This is a genomic window from Marinobacter sp. SS5-14b (assembly GCF_030541005.1).
Lineage (GTDB): Bacteria > Pseudomonadota > Gammaproteobacteria > Pseudomonadales > Oleiphilaceae > Marinobacter.
Genome location: NZ_JASSVM010000011.1, coordinates 36,811 through 57,923, shown reverse-complemented (window position 1 = coordinate 57,923; position 21,113 = coordinate 36,811). Strand labels below are relative to the sequence as shown.

At 56.0% G+C, this 21,113-nt stretch carries 19 protein-coding genes and 1 tRNA gene; 10 read left to right on the top strand and 10 right to left on the bottom strand.

Annotation, left to right across the window (positions count from 1 at the left end; all coding sequences use genetic code 11):
• Positions 1 to 100 precede the first annotated feature (100 nt).
• The 3 genes from QPL95_RS17245 to QPL95_RS17235 are packed head-to-tail and all read right to left on the bottom strand — an operon-like array spanning position 101 to position 1,761.
• Positions 101 to 535, bottom strand: a complete 435-nt coding sequence (locus QPL95_RS17245; RefSeq protein ID WP_303292162.1) for a PaaI family thioesterase — start codon at positions 533 to 535, stop codon at positions 101 to 103.
• Positions 532 to 1,002, bottom strand: a complete 471-nt coding sequence (locus tag QPL95_RS17240; protein WP_303292161.1) for a PaaI family thioesterase — start codon at positions 1,000 to 1,002, stop codon at positions 532 to 534. Before QPL95_RS17240 ends, QPL95_RS17245 begins: the two co-directional genes overlap by 4 nt.
• An 18-nt stretch (positions 1,003 to 1,020) precedes the next feature.
• Positions 1,021 to 1,761: a DUF599 domain-containing protein gene (locus QPL95_RS17235; RefSeq protein WP_303292160.1), complete on the bottom strand. Its 741-nt coding sequence runs from the start codon at positions 1,759 to 1,761 to the stop codon at positions 1,021 to 1,023.
• Between the two features lie 167 nt (positions 1,762 to 1,928).
• Between QPL95_RS17235 and QPL95_RS17230 the strand changes: the two genes are divergently transcribed.
• The 4 genes from QPL95_RS17230 (at position 1,929) to QPL95_RS17215 (ending at position 6,016) form a co-directional block, all read left to right on the top strand.
• Entirely contained in the window at positions 1,929 to 3,164 is a 1,236-nt protein-coding gene (locus QPL95_RS17230; RefSeq protein WP_303292179.1) for a M48 family metalloprotease, read from the top strand.
• Positions 3,165 to 3,333: 169 nt separating this feature from the next.
• Positions 3,334 to 3,879 (top strand): hypothetical protein, encoded by a 546-nt coding sequence (locus QPL95_RS17225; RefSeq protein ID WP_368389764.1) that lies wholly within the window; start codon positions 3,334 to 3,336, stop codon positions 3,877 to 3,879.
• Positions 3,879 to 5,066 (top strand): iron-containing alcohol dehydrogenase, encoded by a 1,188-nt coding sequence (locus QPL95_RS17220; RefSeq protein ID WP_303292158.1) that lies wholly within the window; start codon positions 3,879 to 3,881, stop codon positions 5,064 to 5,066. The genes QPL95_RS17225 and QPL95_RS17220 overlap by 1 nt, the downstream gene beginning before the upstream one ends.
• A gap of 170 nt (positions 5,067 to 5,236) precedes the next feature.
• The gene (locus QPL95_RS17215; RefSeq protein ID WP_303292157.1) at positions 5,237 to 6,016 is read left to right on the top strand and encodes an ABC transporter substrate-binding protein; all 780 of its coding nucleotides are present in this window, start codon (positions 5,237 to 5,239) and stop codon (positions 6,014 to 6,016) included.
• Between the two features lie 22 nt (positions 6,017 to 6,038).
• Here the strand turns inward: QPL95_RS17215 and QPL95_RS17210 are convergent, their stop codons facing one another.
• Positions 6,039 to 8,525: an ABC transporter permease gene (locus QPL95_RS17210; RefSeq protein WP_303292156.1), complete on the bottom strand. Its 2,487-nt coding sequence runs from the start codon at positions 8,523 to 8,525 to the stop codon at positions 6,039 to 6,041.
• Positions 8,525 to 9,244: an ABC transporter ATP-binding protein gene (locus tag QPL95_RS17205; RefSeq protein ID WP_303292178.1), complete on the bottom strand. Its 720-nt coding sequence runs from the start codon at positions 9,242 to 9,244 to the stop codon at positions 8,525 to 8,527. The genes QPL95_RS17210 and QPL95_RS17205 overlap by 1 nt, the downstream gene beginning before the upstream one ends.
• 67 nt (positions 9,245 to 9,311) lie before the next feature.
• Here QPL95_RS17205 and QPL95_RS17200 point away from each other — a divergent pair, with 67 nt between their 5' ends.
• Positions 9,312 to 9,944 carry an arylesterase gene (locus QPL95_RS17200; RefSeq protein ID WP_303292155.1) on the top strand — a complete coding sequence of 211 codons (633 nt, stop codon included), beginning with the start codon at positions 9,312 to 9,314 and terminating at the stop codon, positions 9,942 to 9,944.
• Positions 9,945 to 10,115: 171 nt separating this feature from the next.
• On the opposite strand, the gene QPL95_RS17195 is transcribed toward QPL95_RS17200, so the two are convergent.
• Positions 10,116 to 11,081 (bottom strand): YheT family hydrolase, encoded by a 966-nt coding sequence (locus QPL95_RS17195; protein ID WP_368389761.1) that lies wholly within the window; start codon positions 11,079 to 11,081, stop codon positions 10,116 to 10,118.
• Between the two features lie 73 nt (positions 11,082 to 11,154).
• On the opposite strand from QPL95_RS17195, the gene QPL95_RS17190 reads away from it, so the two are divergent.
• Positions 11,155 to 11,230: transfer RNA gene (locus QPL95_RS17190), tRNA-Asn, on the top strand.
• 53 nt (positions 11,231 to 11,283) lie between these two features.
• Here the strand turns inward: QPL95_RS17190 and QPL95_RS17185 are convergent.
• On the bottom strand, positions 11,284 to 12,573 hold the full coding sequence (locus QPL95_RS17185; RefSeq protein WP_303292154.1) for a M18 family aminopeptidase: 1,290 nt from the start codon (positions 12,571 to 12,573) through the stop codon (positions 11,284 to 11,286).
• Positions 12,574 to 12,687: 114 nt separating this feature from the next.
• Between QPL95_RS17185 and QPL95_RS17180 the strand changes: the two genes are divergently transcribed.
• Both QPL95_RS17180 and QPL95_RS17175 read left to right on the top strand, forming a co-directional pair.
• Positions 12,688 to 13,173 carry a hypothetical protein gene (locus QPL95_RS17180; RefSeq protein WP_303292153.1) on the top strand — a complete coding sequence of 162 codons (486 nt, stop codon included), beginning with the start codon at positions 12,688 to 12,690 and terminating at the stop codon, positions 13,171 to 13,173.
• Positions 13,174 to 13,277: 104 nt separating this feature from the next.
• The gene (locus QPL95_RS17175; protein ID WP_303292152.1) at positions 13,278 to 13,880 is read left to right on the top strand and encodes an outer membrane beta-barrel protein; all 603 of its coding nucleotides are present in this window, start codon (positions 13,278 to 13,280) and stop codon (positions 13,878 to 13,880) included.
• Positions 13,881 to 14,046: 166 nt separating this feature from the next.
• Here the strand turns inward: QPL95_RS17175 and rlmKL are convergent, their stop codons facing one another.
• Complete coding sequence (gene rlmKL, locus QPL95_RS17170; protein WP_303292151.1) at positions 14,047 to 16,221, bottom strand: bifunctional 23S rRNA (guanine(2069)-N(7))-methyltransferase RlmK/23S rRNA (guanine(2445)-N(2))-methyltransferase RlmL; 2,175 nt, start codon at positions 16,219 to 16,221, stop codon at positions 14,047 to 14,049.
• Positions 16,222 to 16,543: 322 nt separating this feature from the next.
• Here rlmKL and rmf point away from each other — a divergent pair, with 322 nt between their 5' ends.
• Positions 16,544 to 16,756: a ribosome modulation factor gene (gene rmf / locus QPL95_RS17165; protein ID WP_303292150.1), complete on the top strand. Its 213-nt coding sequence runs from the start codon at positions 16,544 to 16,546 to the stop codon at positions 16,754 to 16,756.
• 171 nt (positions 16,757 to 16,927) lie between these two features.
• Here rmf and QPL95_RS17160 read toward each other — a convergent pair whose 3' ends face one another.
• The gene (locus tag QPL95_RS17160; protein WP_303292149.1) at positions 16,928 to 17,965 is read right to left on the bottom strand and encodes a quinone-dependent dihydroorotate dehydrogenase; all 1,038 of its coding nucleotides are present in this window, start codon (positions 17,963 to 17,965) and stop codon (positions 16,928 to 16,930) included.
• 407 nt (positions 17,966 to 18,372) lie between these two features.
• Here QPL95_RS17160 and QPL95_RS17155 point away from each other — a divergent pair, with 407 nt between their 5' ends.
• Positions 18,373 to 19,536 (top strand): cation diffusion facilitator family transporter, encoded by a 1,164-nt coding sequence (locus tag QPL95_RS17155; protein WP_303292148.1) that lies wholly within the window; start codon positions 18,373 to 18,375, stop codon positions 19,534 to 19,536.
• A 16-nt stretch (positions 19,537 to 19,552) separates the two neighbouring features.
• On the opposite strand, the gene QPL95_RS17150 is transcribed toward QPL95_RS17155, so the two are convergent.
• Positions 19,553 to 21,052 (bottom strand): RimK family protein, encoded by a 1,500-nt coding sequence (locus QPL95_RS17150; RefSeq protein ID WP_303292147.1) that lies wholly within the window; start codon positions 21,050 to 21,052, stop codon positions 19,553 to 19,555.
• Positions 21,053 to 21,113 lie beyond the last annotated feature (61 nt).

The window sequence follows — 21,113 nt, the reverse complement described above, 5'->3', positions numbered from 1 at the left end:
CGGAAAGCCATCCCCACCCGCTTGCCTGCACAGGTGCAAAAGGTTCTGGATCCAAAGATGGGGTCCTGCCGGGGCATTTCAACCCCCGACAGGAGCAAAATCAGTCTTCTAACAAGAAGTGCGCGCGGGCTGTGGCAATAGGCTGGGAGCGGGATTTCTGCCAGGCGGTGATCATTACGTTAGCAACCCGGTTGCCCTGACGGGTCAAGCGGCATTCGGCGTAAGTTTCGCGGTCAAGGCCGGCGCGCAGGTAGTCGAGGGAAAAATCGACGATTCTCGGCATGCGCAGGGTGTCCTGAGACATGATCAGGTAGATCGCTGCAGACATTTCCATAAAACCGCCGATCACACCACCGTGAATGGCCGGCAGTATTGGGTTGCCCAGGTTCTCTTCCTTTTTCGGCAACCGGAAGATCAGATCATCACCGAAGCGATCGCATTGCAAACCAATCCAGGTGGCATAGGGAATGCTCTCCAGCATGCGGGAGAAATCACCCGTTGCCTGGGTGTATTTTAGGATTTCCGGATCGGTCATTGCTCACCTCCGGTGATCAGGTCTCGATAGGATTTAGGCGTCGCTTCTTTGCCGATTCGCATGAAGGTGCCGACACAGTTTGCAATCGTCTCGCCGCCTTCCTGATAGGCTTCACACCGGGTAAAAATGATGTTCTTGGTGATCTTGTAGGTTTCTGCCCTGGCAAACACCGGTTTGTGAGGTTCAGCCGGGCGCATGTAGTCCACGCGCAGGTCCAGGGTCGGGCAGAGCTCGAACTCTTCCAGAGCGCAGATCATCACAGAGCCGGAGGTGGTATCCATCAGGGTCGTTATGGCCCCGCCGTGGATCACTCCGGTGTCCGGGTTACCAATAATTTTGTCGCTGTAAGGCAGTTCCATTACCAGATACCCCTCACCCGCTTCCCTTGCGGTCAGGCCCAGCTCACGGGCCTGATTGAGCGTGTTTACAAACCGGTTCACCCGGTTGATTCGGGTTTCGTCATTCATTCAGGAAGGTCCTGCTGATCAGCTTTTCGTCTTTGTGTCCGCCTCTTTTCGTGCGGGTATGGCCTCTTCAAAAACCTTACCGTCACGGAGTGCGAACAGCGCATCAGAGTGGAATTCACGGCGGTACAGTACGAACACCACCAGCGTTGCCGCGGCTATGAATGCCAGAGGGTGAATAAACCAGGCCACAACGGCGAGCGCGTAGTAATAGGACCGTAGCCCCAGGTTAAAGGCATCGCCCGCCAGATTGCAGATATTGCCAGCACTGCGGGCGAAAGCCTCCCGGGCGGCAGGGCTGGTTTTGCTGTCATCCGGCATGGGCGCACTGCCGATCATCACCGCCACGAAGTTGTACATGCGCATGGACCAGGTGAATTTGAAGAAGGCATACACAAACACCACCAACAAAACCACCAGCCGCATTTCCCAGATTTCTCTGCTGGGCACCACACCAAACGGCATGCTTGCAAACACTTCCATGGCTTCGCTGGTATACCCCAAGGCAGTAATAATACCCGCGAGAATCAGCAAACAACTGGAGGCAAAAAAAGCACCGTTGCGCTCCAGGTTTCCAACAACAGACGCATCGGAAATCCGGTTTTCACGTTTCAACATGACCCGCATCCAGTCTTCCCGATACAGATCGAGCGTGTTCGACAAGCAAGAGCGTGAATTGGCCCGGTTTCTGGAATACCAGGTGTAACCGCCCCAGCAGGCCGAGAACCAGATCAGTGCCAGAAATTCGAGGTAATAGGTCATCAGGGATTTGTTTGCCCAGGCTATGAAGATGCAGTAAAAATGTGCTGCTATGATACGCCATGGCCGCCAGCCGGGCCAATAAACGTTCCCAGGGAACGAATAGCCGTTTGATACAGGAGTTGAGCGTGAAACCAGGAATTTTTCCCAGCCTTTTTAGTGTTCTGGCGATGTGTGTGATGCTCGCTGGCTGTGCAGTAAACCCGGTGACCGGGAAAAGCCAGCTATCACTCATACCCGAAAGCCAGGAGCTGTCGCTGGGCGCCGAACAATACGAACCAACCCAGCAAACCCAAGGCGGGCAGTTTTATATTGACCCGGAGCTCACGGTCTATGTACGTGAGGTGGGGATGAAAATGGCAAGGGTGAGTGACCGCCCCGACCTGCCCTACGATTTTGTGGTGCTGAACAACAGCGTGCCGAACGCCTGGGCTTTACCCGGGGGGAAAATAGCCATCAACCGCGGGTTGCTGGTGAAACTGGACGACGAAGCTCAACTGGCGTCCGTGCTCGGCCACGAAATTGTCCACGCAGCAGCCCGTCACAGTGTCCAGCGCATGCAGCAGGGCATGCTGATCAGCGCCGGCATGGCCGGTATCGGGCTGGCGGTTTCCGATAACGAATGGGCCGGATTAATCATGGGCGGCGCAGCGGTGGGCGCACAGGTGGCGCTGGCACAATACAGCCAGGGCGATGAACTGGAGTCCGATGCCTACGGTATCAAATACATGAAGGCTGCAGGTTACGACCCGCAAGCCGCGGTGGAACTTCAGGAACTGTTTCTGGAGCTGTCTGAAGGCCGCGAAACCAACTGGCTGAACGGTCTTTTCGCCAGCCACCCTCCTTCGGCCAATCGTGTTCGTGCCAACCAGGAGCTGGTTCAGAAAATTGGCGGTGGCGGTTTCCGGGGCGAAGAAATCTATCAGCGCCGGATCGCAAAAATAAAGAAACTGCAGCCCGCTTACGACGCCCACGACAAAGCAATGAAGCTGGCGTCTGAAGGCGAGTATGCTTCGGCCCTCACATCGGTGAATACCGCGATCAAGGCAGAGCCCCGCGAGGCCATGTTCTACGCCACGCGCGGCCGCATCTATCAGAAGCAGGACCAGCGAGAGAAAGCACGGGCAGACTTTGACAAGGCCGTGTCTCTGTATCCGGAGATGTTTGAATACCAACTCTATAACGGCCTGAATGAACTGGCCCTCAATAACCTGAGCAAAGCCAGAACTCACCTCGAGCGAGCCAACGAGGTGGTGCCAACGTCTATCGCTTACTTGCGCCTGGGCGACATTTCCCACCAGCAGGGCCGTAGGGATGAAGCGGTCAGCTATTACTCGGCTGCGGCTGAGGCTGGCGGCGATGTGGGTGAAGAGGCCAAGCGTAAGCTGGCGGATATGACCAACTAAGCCACCGCGAAGGCGGCATCCCCCACAAAAACCGGAGGTTACAGGCTTCCGGTTTTTTTATGGCAGCCCGTTTTGCCCCGCTGACACGAAAAGCCTGTCAATGATTGCATTGACTTTTAGAGCAATAACTCTAAAAATCAGACAACCCAATAACAATCGGATGGCAATGATGCTCTCGAAACGACTACAACCGATGATTTTTCAGGCAAGGCGGGCCTATGTGGAGCTGATGTTCCAGGTAATGGGCCGTGCACTGCAGGCAATCAGCGAGGTGGACGACATCACCCGCAATGAAACCAGAACCTTACCGGTAGGCTTTTTGTTCGAAATGCAGGTTATGCCCAATGGCCCCAAACTGATCGTTGAACATACTGGCGACGGCTGCCTGTACTTCCACGGCGACAGCGCGCCGAGGCCGGTCGACCTGTCTATTCAGTTCAAACACATCGCCCACGCGTTTCTGGTTCTTTCATTTCAGGAAAAGACTTCCGTCGCCTTTGCCAACGACCGCATGCTGGTTGACGGCGACGTCAGCCTTGCCGTTCGCATGACCAGAGTTCTGAACCGATTGGAAACCTTCATTCTGCCCAAGCTGGTTGCCCAGAGAGCGGTAAAGGAGTATCCGGCGGATCTGCATTTGCCGAACAAACTGATGAACGCAGCGCGTATTTACCTGAAAGTCGCCACCAATTTAGTCGAGACAGCGAGAGCATAATGACCCACAAATACTACGAGTTCTTCTGCCCGGTAAAAGTCATTGCCGGCAAAGCAGCCCTCGAACACATTCCGTTTGAGCTGACCGGCCTGGCTGCCAAGCGCCCGATGATTATTACCGATAAAGGCGTTCGCGCAGCAGGCCTGCTGGACCCGGTTATTGCCGCTTGCGAAGAAAGCGGCCTGGAAATCGTCTCCATTTACGATGACGTGCCACCAGACTCTTCCACCACCGTGGTACGCGATATTGCTAAGGTTTACCGCAAGGAAAAGTGCGATTCCATCATCGCCGTGGGCGGCGGCTCTGCCATCGATACCGGCAAAGCCGTGAACATTCTTGTTTCCGAAGGCGGCGATGACATCGCCAAGTACAGTGGTGCCGGGATTCTCAAGCACCCGCTGAAGCCTTTTTTCGTGGTGCCAACAACCGCTGGCACAGGCTCTGAGGTTACTTCTATCGCGGTGATTACCGATGAGAAGAAAGGCGTAAAACTGCCATTTTCTTCGTCGTTCCTGCTTCCCAACGCGGCCATTATCGACCCGAGAATGACCCTCACGCTGCCGCCGCACATCACGGCAGCCACCGGCATGGACGCACTGACCCACGCCACCGAAGCCTTTACCTGCATGGCCAAAAACCCCCTCAGCGATGCTTACGCCACCGCTGCGGTGAAAAAGATAAGCCAGTCCTTGCTCAAGGTACTGGACAATCCCAAAGACGAAGACGGCCGGCTGGAACTTGCCCAGGCATCTACTATGGCGGGCATCGCCTTTTCCAACTCCATGGTCGGGCTGGTGCATTCTCTGGGCCACGCCACCGGTGCCATATGCCACCTGCCCCACGGCCTTTGCATGAGCCTGTACCTGCCCTACGTTCTGGAATTCAATCTGGAGGACATCCGCGGTCCCTTGGGCGAACTGCTGCTGTATCTGGAAGGCCCGGAAGTCTACTCCGCCACCCCAGCCTCGCGCCGTGCGGAAGCCAGCATCTCGGCTATCCGAAAATTGCGCGATGCGCTTTATAAGCGCTGCCAGCTGCCCAGAACGTTGAAAGAAACCGGCAAAGTGCTGGAAAGCCAGCTGGAATCCATTGCAGAGATGGCGCTCGACGATGGCTCCATCATGTTTAACCCGAAAGAAGTCAGCCTTGAAGACGCGATGGCTGTGCTGCGCAGGGCGTGGGCCTGATCTGAGCAAGCCAGGCTGCCCGTTTTTTCAAGCGGGCAGCCAATTGTTAGATTCAGAATGTTTGAAATCATTCAACAAAACGGTAATATTTAGCGAGCATTCTGGCAGGGAGTTGGCCGGGTAACCCTTCAACCAACATCATAGGCCTGACCTATCCAGAGTTTCTCGCAATGAATAGACCTCGTCTCCCGTCGCCGAAGTGCTTTGCAAGGCTTCTTGCGATATCGATTATTGCCTTAACAACTGCAGGAATGGCCCAGGCCGCCACGGGTGACCGCCCGGCATTCCGCTTCAACATTTCGCCCAACGGTTATCCACCCTACCTGATCGTTGACGGGGCAAAACCGTCCGGAATCATGTGGGAAGTTATCAACACCATCGTTCCCCGCCTCGGATACAAGGTGATGCCGCGCAAAATTCCCCGTAAGCGGGTCGACCAGATGCTGGCAGATGACTACCTGGACGGCACACCCAGAGCGGTTGAGTGGACCGAAAATCCAGAAAACTATCTGTTTACCGATGCCGTTGTGAACGTAGAAGAAGTTTTTTTCTTTCCCAAGGATTCAGGGCTGGACTTTGAGCACCCCACTGATCTGTTCGGGAAAACGGTGGTCGCCCACCTTGGCTATCTTTACCCCACCCTTGAGCCCTATTTTGCTGACGGTAAGATCAAGCGTTTCGATGTCTCTCGCGACAGGGATATGTTCCGTTTTGTGTTGCTGGGCGAACAGTTCGATGCGGCACTGGCAGACAAACTGGCGGGGCAGTGGATTCTGCGCAATGAAGGCCTCTCGGACCAGTTCCGGTCGTCAACGGAGGGCATCAGTCAATACGGTTTCCGTCTGATGCTACGCAAAGACTGGAGCGACTTTGCCGAGGACTTTAATCGGGAGCTTGCCGTAATGCGCGACAACGGCGAACTGGACGCCATTCTCGCGAACTACCGCTAGAGCATTGTGGACTGCGCCGGTATCACTCCAGCCGGCGCAACAGCAACATCGGAGAAACACTCAGCACCGGCCTGAGCTGCCAGCGCCCGAACAGCGCAAGTAATCCGGCGCTGAGCACAGGAATCGGCAAAATCACCTGCCAGTGCCACCGGAACGTGCCCTCGAACATCCTGACCTGAAGTGCATAAACAGCAGCCTCTGCCGCTAACACGCCAAGCACGCCCGCAACGAATCCCAGCAACGCAAATTCCAGCATCGTACTGCGCACCAGCAGTGACTGCTGGCCACCCAGCGTGCGGAGCAGAGCGCCTTCCCGTTGCCGGTCACGCAGCGTGGCGCTGACCACCGCTGCCATCACCACCAGTGCGGCGGCAAGAATCAGCGCCAGGATGGCCTCAATCGCCTGAGTCACCTGGCGAACGATTTCCTGAATGCGCGTGATGATGTGATCAATTTCCAGCACGGAGACAGTCGGGTACTGCCGGGAGAACTCATTCAACAAAAGCTTGTTGCCTTCGGCGAGATGAAAACTGGTGATCCAGGTGCCCGGCATGTCTGTCAGTCCACCGTTGGGCGGGAACGCCATATAGAAGTTCGGTTTCATGCTGTCCCACTGCACGGTACGGATACTGGTGACCGGCTCCGTTATCTTCTCCGAGCCAATGGTGAACGTCAGCCGATCCCCCAGTTTCAGACCAAGACGACCCGCCAGCTCTGCCTCCACCGACACGCCTTCGGTAACACCGGGCGCGAACCACTCCCCTTCCACCAGGCGATTGTCATCGGGAAGCTCCGCCATCCATGTCAGGTTCAACTCACGATTCAGAGCGTTTACCCGCTCATCCTTACTCACAGCCTCCTTGACCGGGCGATCATTGAGTTCTGTCAGGCGACCACGCACCATCGGGTACACGGTATCCAGGGGCGCCCCCCGCTCTGACCAGAAGGTTTCGACCTCGTCTACGGATTCCGGAGCAATATTAATCAAAAAGTGGTTGGGCGCATCATCCGGCAGCTGGGCCTGCCAGTCATCCAGTAGCGAGGAGCGCACCAGGACCAGAGTGGCTGCCAGCATCAGGGTCATCGCAAAGACCGCCATCTGCGCCATGCTGGCCTGCCGGTGTCGGTACAGCCCCACCAGTGCAAGACGCCAGGCATTGCCACCGCCGCGTACACGGCGCAGCACAGACACCATGAGCCAGCCCACCAGCGCCAATACGGTCAACAACAGGACAAGACCGCCCAGAAGCGACACCACCAGAGCAAGCTCGCCGGCATAGAGCCAGACCAGCCCGAAAATGGCCACGACGGCAAGGACCATATCCGGAATGGCTTCGCGGCCGGTTTCACCGGGCTGGGAGCGCAACACCCGCATGGCAGGCACACTCCGCAATCGGCGTATCGGCGGATAAGCAAAAGCGAACAGCGAAACCAGAGCCGTCATCAGGGCGGGCGTGAGTGCTGCCGGGTCCAGATAGAAGTCTACGGGGCGCTCCAGTACATCGCTGAGCAGCCGGACCAGCAGCCAGAACAGCGGCAGTGCAACCGCCAGCCCACCAACAATACCGACAATCCCCCACAGCGCCAGCCGGCGCAAGTAAAGCCGGCCAATGCCTTTGCCGGTGAGGCCCAGCGTTTTCAGCAATGCCACTGTATCACGCTGTGACAGTGCATACTGGCGACTGGCAACCGCCACGGCAACGGCGGCCAGCAGCACGGCAAGGCTGCCGCCGAGGAGCAGAAAGCGCTCAGCCCGTTCCAGAGAGCGAGAGAAGGTTTCACCATCACGAACCCCTTCCCATTCATGGCTGGGCTCCAGCTGAGGCTCAAGCCATTGATAGTAATCCTCCAGCACCGGGTCCGCCCCGGCGAACAAATAAACAAATTCCACCCGACTGCCTTCCTGCAGCACACCGGTCGAGGACACATCATCGACATGCATCATGACCCGGGGGGCCAGAGAGGACAGCCGGAACCCGCCGTCGGGTTCACGAATCAGCAAACGGGTGATTTCGAGCTTCCGGCTACCGACTTCCAGCGTATCGCCAATGTTCAACGCCAGAAGCCGGAGCAAACGCGGGTTTACCCAGATTTCGCCCTGGCCCGGGCCGCCGCCAACAATTTCTCGGGGCGCATCCTGGGAGGGCTGGATTTCAATCTCGCCGCGCAGAGGGTATTCGTCACTGACAGCCTTCACCGAGACCAGCTGAAAGCCGCTTTCACCGAACACCATCGTCGAAAATTCGATCATCTGGCCGGTTTCGAGGCCACGGTTTCTGGCTTCCTCTAGCCACTCAACGGGCACCGGGCGGCCATTCTCGGCTTCAAGCTGTCGGTCAGCGGCCAGAAAAGAGCTGGCTGAGGAGACCAGTGTGCGCTGCAACTGATTGGCAAACAGGGCGATCGTTGCCACAGTCGCCACCGCAATAATCAGCGCAACCAGGACTACACGAACATCCCGCTCCCGCCAATCGCGGCTAACGGACATCAGTTTCTTTGCGGCCGCCATCAGTCTGCCATCTCCCGAGCCGTATCAGGCTCTGTCAGCACCCCGGCTTCGATATGCAACTGCCTGCCACAGCGGGCGGCCAGGCGCTCATCGTGAGTGACCATGACCAGGGTGGTTCCCTGTTCCCGGTTCAGATCCATTAGCAGGTCTGAGACAGACTGGCCTGTTCGGTTATCCAGGTTGCCGGTGGGTTCGTCAGCAAACAGAATGGCGGGGTCCGACGCGAAGGCGCGGGCAATCGCAACCCGTTGCTGTTCGCCACCGGACAGTTGCCTAGGCGTATGGGTCAGGCGCTCGCCCAGACCCACCCGTTCGAGCAAGTCCCGCGCGCGCTTTTCCGGTGCCTCGATACCCGCCAGCTCAAGGGGTAGCATGACATTTTCAAGCGCACTCAATGCAGGCAGGAGCTGAAACGACTGGAATACGAAGCCCACTCGGCGGGCGCGGAGCTTTGCCCGTTCATCCTCACTCAGGCCACTGATTTCAGAGCCGTCCAGTTCCACGGTTCCCTCGCTGGGCGTGTCCAGGCCCGCAAGTAAACCGAGCAGCGTGGTTTTTCCGGAACCAGACCGGCCAACGATGGCTACGGACTCTCCCCGATTGATTTCCAGATTGACCCCCTGCAAGATCGTCAGCGTATCTGTTTCCAGTCTGACTTTGTGGGTCAGGCCGGCTACTCGCAACATGGGGCTGGCATCGGCTTTTCTGAGATCCGTCATCTGATTCACGGTTGCTCCATTGTCTGGTCGTTCGGTTTTTCAATTTTTAAGGGTACACGAATCTATTATGCATACGGTATCGACGTACATCAGATCATTCGCAGTCCTCGCCCTCTTGCTGGTCGCATGGCCGGCCTCCGCCAGCCAGAGCACACTCCTGGTGGTCGGTGACAGCCTGAGTGCCGCCTACGGCGTTCCTTCTGATACGGCGTGGGTTCAGTTGCTCCGTGAGCGTCTGGAGGAAAAGGGGCTGGCGTGGAAGGTGGTTAATGCCAGCATCAGCGGTGAAACGACGGATGGCGGACTGCGACGACTGCCGGGGCTGCTTGAGAAGAACGAGCCGGATGTCGTGGTGATTGAGCTTGGCGGTAACGATGGCCTTCGGGGGTTTCCGCCGAATGTCATTGAGTCGAATCTGGCCGGGATGATTGAGTTGGTGGTGGATGCCGGTGCTACTCCGATTTTGGTGGGCATGCAGATTCCGCCGAATTACGGGCAGCGTTATACGCAGATGTTTGCGGAGATCTTTCCGAAGCTCTCTGACCGGTATGAGGTGGGTTTGGTTCCGTTTTTTCTCGAGGGGATCTACAACCAGAACGGGATGATGCAGGAGGATGGCATTCATCCTACTGAGGAGGCTCAGCCTGTTTTATTGGATAATCTTTGGGATCGGTTGAAGCCGCTTCTTACTGGCGCTTAGTTTTGGTTCAAGTTGAGGGAGTCCAGAGTCGCTTTCCTGGAAACGCTACGAGCACATCCCTGTGCGCTTCGCTCCGGCCATCCATGGCCTTCGAGATTCCAGGAAAGCGACTCTGGACCCCCTCAACCCAAACTTCTTAGCTGACTTAAACTACCTAATACAACTTATTATTTAATATATCGTTTTTACAAAATCCAGCGCCCTTCTTTCTGACCAGTAATAGCCATCTTTTGCATGTTCGACAAACCCCACATGCCCTCCCCACTTGGGCGCTTCTACCTTTACATACGCACCCAGCACTTTTCGGGATTCCGGGAAGCATTGGGGGGACAAAAATGGATCGTCTGCTGCGTTGACCATCAGGGCCGGTACCCGAATGTCTTTTAATCTGAACAGTGCCGAGCAGTTGGCCCAGTAATCCTGGGCGTCTTTGAAGCCATGTAGTGGAGCTGTGTACCGGTTGTCGAATTCGTGGAAGTTGCGGATGTTTTCGTAACCGGTGGTGTCGATCAGATCCGGGAATCGTTCGGCTTTTTGCTGCATTTTTCCGTGCAGGTCTCTCAGGAATCGCTGCATGTAGATTTTGCGGCTGGGCAAGGCGAGCATGTCTGCGCTGCCGGCCAGGTCTGCGGGGACGGAGTAGGTAACGGCGCCGCTGATTCGACTGTCAATCTGTTCGCTTTGCTGGCCAAGGTACAACAGTGTGAGGTTGCCGCCCATGCTGAAGCCAGATAGAAACACGTTGTTGTAGCCTCCCGCCAGGGCGTGGCTGACGACGGTGTGCAGGTCTTCAGTGGCACCGCTGTGGTAGAACCTCGGCTGGTGATTCATCACGCCGCCGCAGGATCGGAAGTTCCAGGCCAGTACGTCCCAGCCGTCCGCCAACAGTGCTTTGGCCAGGCCAAGGACGTAGGGTCGGCGACTGTGGCCTTCGAGACCGTGGGATATGACAGCCAGCCGGCCGCTGCTCTGGCGGTACCAGTCCAGGTGAAGCTCGTCGTCGTCCGGGGTGGCCAGAACTTCGGTTTGCGGGGCCGGCATTTCGACCTTTCGGAACAAGGTCGGCCATATAGACTGCAAATGTCCGTTACGCAGCCAGACCGGCGGACGGTAGGGGTATTTGATACCCCTGTGCAAATTTTGACCTTTTATTTCATGGGGTTGACGAACCAAATCAAAGCCCTTAATATGCGCCGCACATTGATGCTGTTCCCCGATAGCTCAGTTGGTAGAGCAACGGACTGTTAATCCGTTTGTCCCTGGTTCGAGCCCAGGTCGGGGAGCCACTTATTCTGAAAAGCCGCTGATTGTCTCAATCAGCGGCTTTTTGCTTTCACCCTCAGAATACTTCTTTCCGCTGCATGAATTCCTTCAATACCTGGTACAGGGTGTAACCATCCTGCGCGCCAATCAATTCCCGGATGGAGTGCATGGCAAACTGCGGTACGCCTATATCGAGCGTGGTGACACCGAGATTCCCGGCCGTCAGTGGGCCAATGGTGCTGCCACAGCCCATGTCACTGCGCACCACAAAGGTCTGGTGCGGCAGGCCGAGCTCGTCGCTGATGTGGCGATACAGCGCAGCTGATCGGCTGTTGGTGGCGTAACGCTGATTGTGATTCACCTTGATCACCGGGCCCTGGTTCAGAACGGGACCGTGGTTTTCGTCGTGCTTGTCCATGAAGTTCGGATGTACACCGTGGGCGTTGTCGGCAGAGACCATCATGGAACGGGCAATTGCCCTGCCCTTTCCGGCGCCACACCAACGCTCCAGTACAGCACCCAGGAACGGCCCCTGAGCGCCTTCTGCTGACATGCTGCCGACTTCTTCGTGATCATTGCACACGAGCAGTGCCGCTTCCTCACCCGATGTATTCAGCAGTGACTGCAGGCCAATGTAACAGCTGAGCAGGTTATCCAGCCGCGCAGAAGCCAGGAAGTCTTCCCTCAGGCCGACAAACGAGGCACCCTGCGCGTCATAAAAACTGAGCTCATAACCGAGAACCTTGCGAGCTTTCAGGCCGGATTCACTGGCAATCTGCTCCCGCAGCAGATCACTGAACGCGGTGGTGTCGGTTTCCGGCACCTGCATGAGCACGGGTGGCAGATCGGTCTGGGCATTCACTGATCGGTTACTGTTGGCTTCGCGATCCAGGTGAATGGCCAGGCTTGGAATAATGGCAACCGGTTTGCGGAAGTTAACCAGGGTATCCTGCACCTTACCGGAATCATCCAGCACGGTTACCCGGCCGGCCAACGATAGATCCCGGTCAAACCAGGGGTTCAGCAACACGCCGCCATAAACTTCAACGCCGAGCTGGAAGAACCCTTTGCGCCGAAGTTCCGGGTTCGGCTTCACTTTCAGGCAAGGGCTATCCGTGTGGGCGCCGACCATTCGAATGCCAGACGTGACAACGTCTTTGGTGCCGGTACGAAAGGCAACGATGGATGAGCCATTTCGGATGGCGTAATAGCCTTTACCTTGCTCCAGCGCCCACTCTTCACGCTCGTCCAGCGGTTGAAAACCCGCGCTATCGAGACGGGATTTCATCGTGTTTACCGCATGCCAGGGCGTAGGCGAGGCATTCAGAAATTCAATCAAGTCATTATTAAATTCAGTGTGTTCCATGATCTTCCTGATTGCTTGATAATGGCTGCTACAGTATGGCATGAAGCCGCAGCCTCTCCTACAGGGCGACGGATTGTCCCTATACTCACCCATCGATTTTATCCGGAGTTCACTGTGTCGATACCCCGCTTTCTGGACATCGAATACTGCCAGACCGACGACGTACTTTTCCCGACCGCCATTGCCTGGTCACTGGGGGACGGACAAATGAAGTCTGTGGTGATCGCACCGGATGATGCCTGGATACCGGAAGACGGTGACCTCGGCGATACAGATCTGCTCTATTTGGAAGAGCAGGGTGTGCCGCTTCTGGAATTGGTCCGGGAGCTACATGAGGACCTGCCCGACCAGACCGTTTATGTTGATGGCATGGACCCGGACGAGATCCTGGTCGATCTGATTTTCAGTGCGGTGCAGCAGGACGCCCCTTTCGAAATCGCGCCGGTCTCCGAACTCATCAACAACGCCGATTCCGAGATACTGGAGGATCGCAGGCGTGAACTGTTGTTCGATGAAGGCCTGGAGCCCCAACTTCCGGAAAACGGCGTCTATGCTCTGCTCCTGCTGGCCCGGGAAGCTGGTTTGCTTGAGGATATGTAAACACTTCGCCGACACGATGAAGTGTGACAGGTGTCTGCGTAACAAAGCGTTACACAAGGCAAAATCTTGCGTCAGCATCATTACTGACAGGAAGCCGGATAATAATGAACAAAGTCGCAGCTCGTTTCCTTACCACCAGCCTGATGAGTGTTTGCCTGCTGCCAATGGCTGGCCATGCTCAGGAAACACCCCGTTCCGACAAACATTATGTGGGCTTGCTGGCGACCGCTATTGAACACCGTTCAATCGGCGAAATCACCAAGGAGGATGCCTGGGGTCAGGCTGGCACACTGGTCATTGGCGGCCACCTCAGTGATCTGATCCATGCGGAAGTCCGTTTTGGTGGTGGCTACAAGGATGCCGACGTAACCAGTGACCTGAGTTTGGCCGTGGATTACTACGGCAGCTGGTACATGGGCCTGCATTATCCTCTTGGTGAACTGGGCAATGTGTACGCTCAAGCCGGGTTTACCCATATTAGTGGTGAGGCAACGCTCGATAATATTGATGAAAACCGCAACCAGCAGTTTGAGGAACTGGATGGGGATTACCCTGGCAGTAGCTTCAGCTTCAGCTGGATTGCCGGCATTGATTTCGAGTTGCTCGACGGCACTTATCTGGTGCTTGAAGGCGGGAAGTTGTTCAAAGACACTGACACCAGTGCCAATGCTTTTCAGTTTTCTTCTGGGATTCGTTACGAGTTCTGAACGAACGGACTTCCTGCCTGCACGACTCCCGCTCTGAAGTCCGGTGAGGCAGGTGGGGGCCTCTTTCCTGGAATCTCGGAGGCCATGGATGGCCGGAGCGAAGCGCACAGGGATGTGCTCGTAGCGTTTCCAGGAAAGAGGCCCCCACCTGCCTCCTCCCCGAATGTCACGTTCGGTGTTGGATATGCCAGCAGCTGTGAATCTTCTGGTTGCGCTGGAAGTCTTTGTCCAGGGTGCTGCCTGTTACGTCTTTGACTTCGAACTCCTGCGCCAGGTCGTCATCCAGTTTGAACTTGCGGAAGTTATTGGAAAAGATCAGCAGGCCATCGCTGGATAGCCGCTCCATACACTGCCTCACCAACACACCGTGATCCCTCTGAACATCCAGTACGCCCGCCATTCTGGCCGAGTTGGAGAAAGTCGGAGGGTCCATGAAGATCAGGTCGAAGGTCTGGTTTGCGGTTTTTCTGTCTGCCAGCCAGGCCAGGCAATCTGCCTGCTCTACCACGTGCTTTCGCAAATCCGCACGGTTCAGCGCCAGGTTGTCGATGGCCCAGTTTACATAAGTCTTGGACATGTCCAGGCTCAGGGACCGGCTGGCACCGCCAACGGCTGCATGTACCGTCGCCGCGCCGGTGTAGCAGAACAGGTTCAGAAAGCGTTTTCCTTGAGCGTGTTGCTGTATCCAGTGGCGCACCGGGCGGTGATCCAGGAACAGGCCGGTGTCCAGGTAGTCTTTCAGGTTCACTTTCAGCGTGCAGCCATGCTCCTGCACGTTGAGGTATTCACCCGACGCAGCCTGCTTTTCGTACTGTTTGGTGCCGCTCTGGCGCTGGCGCTGTTTGCACACCATGTCTTGCGGGTCGATTCCCAGAACGTCCGGGATAACCGCCATAGCCTCAGCCAGGCGCTCTCGGGCCGCTTTTTCGTCGATGGATTTGGGTGCCAGGTATTCCTGAACATGCACCCTGCCCTCGTAGATGTCGATCGCCAGGGCGTATTCCGGCATGTCGGCGTCGTACAGGCGGTAGCAGCCTATGTTCTGTTTTCTGGCCCATTGGCCAATGGTTTTCATGTTCTTTTTCAGACGGTTGCGCAGCATGTCTGCGCGCTCCGGGTTGGCAATGCGCGGCATGATCTGACCAGCCGCGGCCGGATCTCGCGGCACCATGGCGTTTTCGGCGCGCACTTCAAACAGCAGCAATTGCGCCGGCAGTTTGCCATTGAACAGGTTGTATTGTTTGAAGCTACGCAGTCCGACGGACTTACCAAATTCCGGGGCGCCGGTGAACACACCAAGGCGCCAGCCAGACAATTCGCGGAGAACGACCTCACCGAGGCTCTGGTAAAGCCCTGCAAGCTCTTTACGCTCACTCAGACGCTCACCGTATGGCGGGTTGGTGAGAACCAGCCCCTGCTCTGCCCAGGCTTCCTGACGGGCAAACTGTTCCAGCGGGCGAACCTCCACGTTAACGATGCCATCAAGCCCCGCACGCTGGATATTTCTCCAGGCCGTATCCAGTACACGACTGTCCTGATCAAATCCGGCAAACACCGGTATCCGGCCCTGCTTGCCTTCGTGAGCCCTGCGCTCAGCTTCCTGGCGCAGGGCAAGCCAGAGCTCCGGCTGGTGCCCCGGCCACTTTTCAAAGCCAAAGTGTTCCTGCTTGCGCCCCGGTGCAATGTCCAGCGCCATCAGTGCCGCTTCAATCAGCAAGGTGCCGGAGCCACACATGGGGTCCACAAAGTCGCCACCGGCCGCTGCGATCTCCGGCCAGCCGGCACGCAACAACAGTGCTGCGGCCAGATTCTCTTTCAAGGGTGCCAAACCCTGCTCGGTACGGTAGCCACGCATGTGCAGACTGTGCCCGCTCAGGTCGAGACCCACCGCAAGCCGGCCTCGATTCAGGCGGGCTGAGATCGTTACATCCGGGTCTTTCTGAGCGACCGCAGGCCTTGGCGCGCCGGCACCCCGTATGCTGTCTACAATTCCGTCTTTGACTTTCTGGGCGCCGAACTGGGTATTGCGGAGCTCTTCGTTTTGCCCCAAAAAGTTCACCCGAAAGCTGCCACCGGCCGGGATATGCGCTTGCCAATCCAGCGCAACAACACCGTCATAGAGCTCATCGGCACTGCGGGCATCCACCTCGGCAATGTGCAGAATCACGCGGTTGGCCAGACGGGACCACATGCACGCCCGGTAGCCGGCTTCCAGCTCACCCTCTACCCAGACACCCGCCGGTGCATTACGCACCTGTGCCAGGCCAAAGCTCTCAAGCTCATCACCCAGGAGATACTCAACGCCCTTAGGGCAGGTTACGAAAAAGACATGCTTGGACAAAATCAACTCCTGGTTTTCTGGATAAAGCCGGTAAGCCGCCGGAATAGCAGCAAAACCCGTGGTAGGGCCATCATCGTTATTTCATAAACCTATAAAAAAAGCTTCACATAGATGAAATAAATAGTGTACTTCCGCTCAACCTTCGTCTTACCTTGTACATGACGCGTCGTTCTGGAAGCGAGTAAAAAGTGCTTCCATTAACAGGATCCTGACTGCTCTGGCCGGAGCTGGCAATAGTGGGTTATCCCGGAGGGATTCCACATGTCGTGGCCACTGCAGATGTGTACACGCTTGTTCTGTTAATCCATCAGTGAGGAACGGCATGAAAAGACAGAAGAGAGACATGTACGCTCGTGCATTCAAGCGGGGTTATCTCGCTGGCGTGTCCGGCAAATCCAAAGACAGCTGCCCGATTGATCAACCAGAAGCGCGCCAGGAATGGTTGAGTGGGTGGCGAGAAGGCCGCACAGATAACTGGGAGGGCATGACCGGCGTCTCCGGCATCCACAAGTTAGCCAACGTAACCGCAACCTGAAGTCGGTGTTGGCCTACCCCGTTTAACTTGATCTGTTTTTTTACACATCAACAACACAGCTTGACGCAGTATTCCGAGTAACCGAAACGGGGCCTCCCGCCCCGTACCATGCGAAGAAGCGCTACGGGGTTCGTTCCCCGCAAGGGCCCGCTCAGCGGGCCCACCTTCGTTTTACCGCCCCTGAATTTTTTTCTGCTCTGCTCTGATCGCTTCCACCGCCTCACAAATCAAACCCGGCCCCTTATAAATGAAGCCCGTGTAGATCTGTACCAGTTTGGCACCCGCCCGGATTTTTTCAGCCGCACTCTCACCATCGGTAATGCCACCCACGCCGATAATTGGCAACCGATCACCGAGCTCAGCGTAAAGCCCCTCTATAACCCTTACTGAAGCCTCCCGAACCGGCGCACCACTTAACCCACCAGCCTCCTGTTCATGCCGGTGCCCCTTGACGGCTTCGCGACTGATGGTGGTGTTGGTAGCAATCACGCCATCCAGACCCGCCTCAAGTAGAGCGGAAGCAACAAAACGAATGCCTTCGTCGTCCATATCCGGGGCAATCTTTACCGCTACTGGCACATAACGCCCCTGATCCTTGTGGCAGCGGGCCTGCTCATCTTTGATACCACCAAGAAGCCGTTTCAGTGAATCACCGAACTGCAGATCCCTCAACCCGGGCGTGTTGGGCGAAGACACATTCACTGTGATGTAATCGGCATGGGAGTAAACGGCAGAAATGCCCTTACGATAGTCCAGCTCCGACTGTTCATTCGGGGTGTCTTTGTTTTTGCCAACGTTAATACCAAGGACGCCTTTATAACGTCGGGCTTCAACATTCTTGACCAGATGACCAAGGCCCTCGTTATTAAATCCCATCCGGTTGATGATGGCCTGATGCTCAGGGAGGCGGAACATTCTCGGTTTCGGGTTACCGGGCTGGGCCAACGGCGTGACAGTGCCTACTTCAATAAACCCAAAACCGAGGGCACCCAAGGCATCCAGATGGTCGGCATTCTTGTCGAGACCTGCCGCCAGGCCGACCGGATTCGGAAACTCAAGGCCCATCACAGTCACCGGGCAAGGGGCCGGATGCTTTGAAAATGCATTCAAAATACCCAGTTTCTGAGCAATATCGAGGCTCTTAAGTGCAACATTGTGAGCCTGCTCCGGGGGTAACCGAAACAGCAAATTTCGCAGAACGCCGTACATTATTAAATTCCTTGCCTAAGGGTGGCAGGAGTATACCGGAAGTTTTCCACACCATCCTCCGGAACAAGCAAATGTATCCTGAAGCCCCATATTCACAAGGCTGGCGAGGCTTTTCCACGGAATCTGTGGATAACCCTGTTGAAAAGGTCGGGGCAACCGTTTCTACCCCTTGATAACTGCGCCAGCCTACAGATTGATCATTTTTTAACCAGTGTTTTTATCTTTATTTATCAATGGTTTATAAAGTTAAAAATAGGAATTGACGGTTCTTGTAACAAAATGCTAGCCGGTAACCCGTTTGTCACCATGTGCATAAATAGTTCCCGGATTGCAGGTTAATCACCCCCCTATTGGATTGCGGTTAACGTTATACTTGGCATCACCGCAAGACACCGGAGCCATACTAAATGGAACAATCTTCCCAGCGCCATCACAGGCCTCAGCGCGACCTCGAGACAGAGAAGCACGCAGCCACCCGGGTTACCATTATCGGCATGTTTCTGGACGCCGTCCTTGGCATCATAAAGGTTATTGGCGGCACTCTTTTTAACTCGCAGGCCTTACTGGTTGATGGTATTCACTCCTTTACCGATGTTGCGTCAGACTGGGTCGTTCTCGCGGTCATGCGCTTGTCCCGAAAAGAACCGGACGCCGACCACCCCTATGGCCACCAGAGAATAGAAACGCTGGGCACCCTGTTGCTGGGCAGCATTCTGATTGCGGTGGGCGCGGCCCTGGCTTGGGAAAACATTCTTCGATTGTTAGCAGGAGAGGACCTCAAAGTGCCAGGCTGGCCGGTTCTTGTGGCCGCTGCCGTGTCTGTCATAGGCAAGGAATGGATATACCGCTACACCCGGCGCGTGGGTATTCGCATCCGGTCAGATCTGATTATTGCCAATGCATGGCACAGCCGGACCGATGCATTCTCGTCAGTGGTTGTTCTGGTTTCTACCGCTGGTGCCATGCTTGGATTCGTGTGGCTTGATGTTGTTGCTGCCGTGGTCATTGCCATCATCATCATCCATATTGGCTGGAAATTCACTTGGGACAGCGTAAAGGAACTCGTTGATACAGGACTTTCCGCAGAAGACACAGATATGCTCAAATCCATTGCCATGGAAACCGACGGAGTACGCAACATACACGAACTTCGCAGTCGCCGAATGGGACATGACATCCTGCTGGATGTTCACCTGGTGGTTCGCCCGGAGATCAGCGTTTCTGAAGGCCATCAGATCGGCATGAAAGTGGTAGCCGGTATGCGCGATGCGATGGGCAACATAAAAGACATCAACTTCCACATCGACGCTGAGAACGACGAGAAGTACCCGCATCCGACCGAGCCCGACCTGCCATCCAGGGAGGAGATTCGCGATCAGATTTCACAGGCACTGGGCGATCTGCCGCCCCACAGTAAACTTCGCCTGCATTACCTGAAAAACCGGGTACACCTGGAAATCTTTGTGGATGAACACCACCCTGCACCGGAGCTGACCAACAGCCGCGTGCGGGAGTTACTGGCTGACCATCCCTGGTTTGGCAGCGTTCGAGTTTGGGTGGCGGCCAACTGAGAGATCGGCGCCGATCCTACCGGCGCCGATTCTCTTCCATGCGGGAAAGGAATTCCTGCATGACCAGGGTATAGAGCTCACCCCCCAGGAATTTATCTTCGACACCGGAATCGATACTGGGGTTGTCGTTGACCTCAATCACGGCCACCCGGTTACCGGACTGCTTGATATCCACCCCATACAAGCCGTTTCCGATCAGCCGAGTGGAATTAAGAGCAGCCTGAATAACGTTCCGTGGCACCTCGTAGGTCGGCATGGTTTCAAAACCGCCGCTCTCTACCGACGCACCACCATGCTGGTAGATCTGCCAGTGACCTTTCACCATCAGGTATTTGCAGGCGTATATGGCCCGGCCGCCCAGAACACCAATCCGCCAGTCGTAATCGGTGTAGAAATACTCCTGAGCCAGCACCAGAGCAGACTGTTTAAACAACTCTTTCAGACCGGCCTTGAGCTCTTTTTCATCCTTGGCCTTGGCCACACCTCGGGAAAATGCTCCATCAGGTATCTTGATGACCACCGGAAAACCAAGCTCACTCACCACCTGTTCTACGGCGTCTTTCTGATCTTTTGAAAGAATCAGCGTCTTGGGCGTGGGTACCTTATTGTTCTTCAGAAGATCCGCCAGAAACACCTTGTTGGTGCAACGCAGGATAGACACCGGATCGTCAATCACCACCATACCTTCAGCCTCCGCCTTGCGGGCAAAACGGTAGGTGTGATGGTCAATGGCGGTGGTTTCCCGAATAAACAGACCGTCGTATTCAGGCAAGCGCATGTAATCCCGGCGGCTAATCCGCTCCACATTAATGCCGAGCTTACGCCCGGCCCGCTCGAAGCGCTTCAGCGCGGCTTCATCGCTTGGCGGCATCTCTTCATCCGGATTGACCAGCATTGCCAGGTCAAAGCGGTAACGACGACGTGTCCGGGGCTTGCGCCAAACCATACTGCTGAAACGATCCAGAGCGGCTGCAAACAGATCCTGCTCGCGTTCATCGAGATCAGCCGGACTGGCCGGTTTCATCGATTCGATCTGCCACTGCTTGCGATGCCGGAACACTACCTCCAGGAGCGGACATGGGAATCGTTCGAAAAGCGCACGGGCAACCGGCTTCAGATCCGGGTGTTCCGCCTGACCAAAGTAGGTTCGAATCCGCACCTCATGGGTAGCATCACGATCATCGGTACCCGGGGCAATTTCCTCAGCCTCTTTCTCCAACCAATGGATAACGCTGTGGTCCAGCTCCTCCAGCTCGAGAGAAAACAGCCCCTTGCGGCTCAAATCATTGAGAGTCATGACCGACGGCACCACATGGTGGCCCCGGGCTTCAGCCAGAAGGGAACAGTAGTAGCCACGGCTCAGATATTTGGCGCTCTGACACAAATTGATGACACGCACACGACTGTTGGCCGGTGCCGTAAATTTCAGATACTCATCAAACGTCAGAACATCTTCACTCGGATAGTAAGGCGCCCAATCTTTGGCTCGATCCACAACGATTAACAAACGGGACATAGATGGCATTCCTCCCTGAAGGTTCAGCCGGATAATGTGCGCAACAATACGCCGTAGCAAT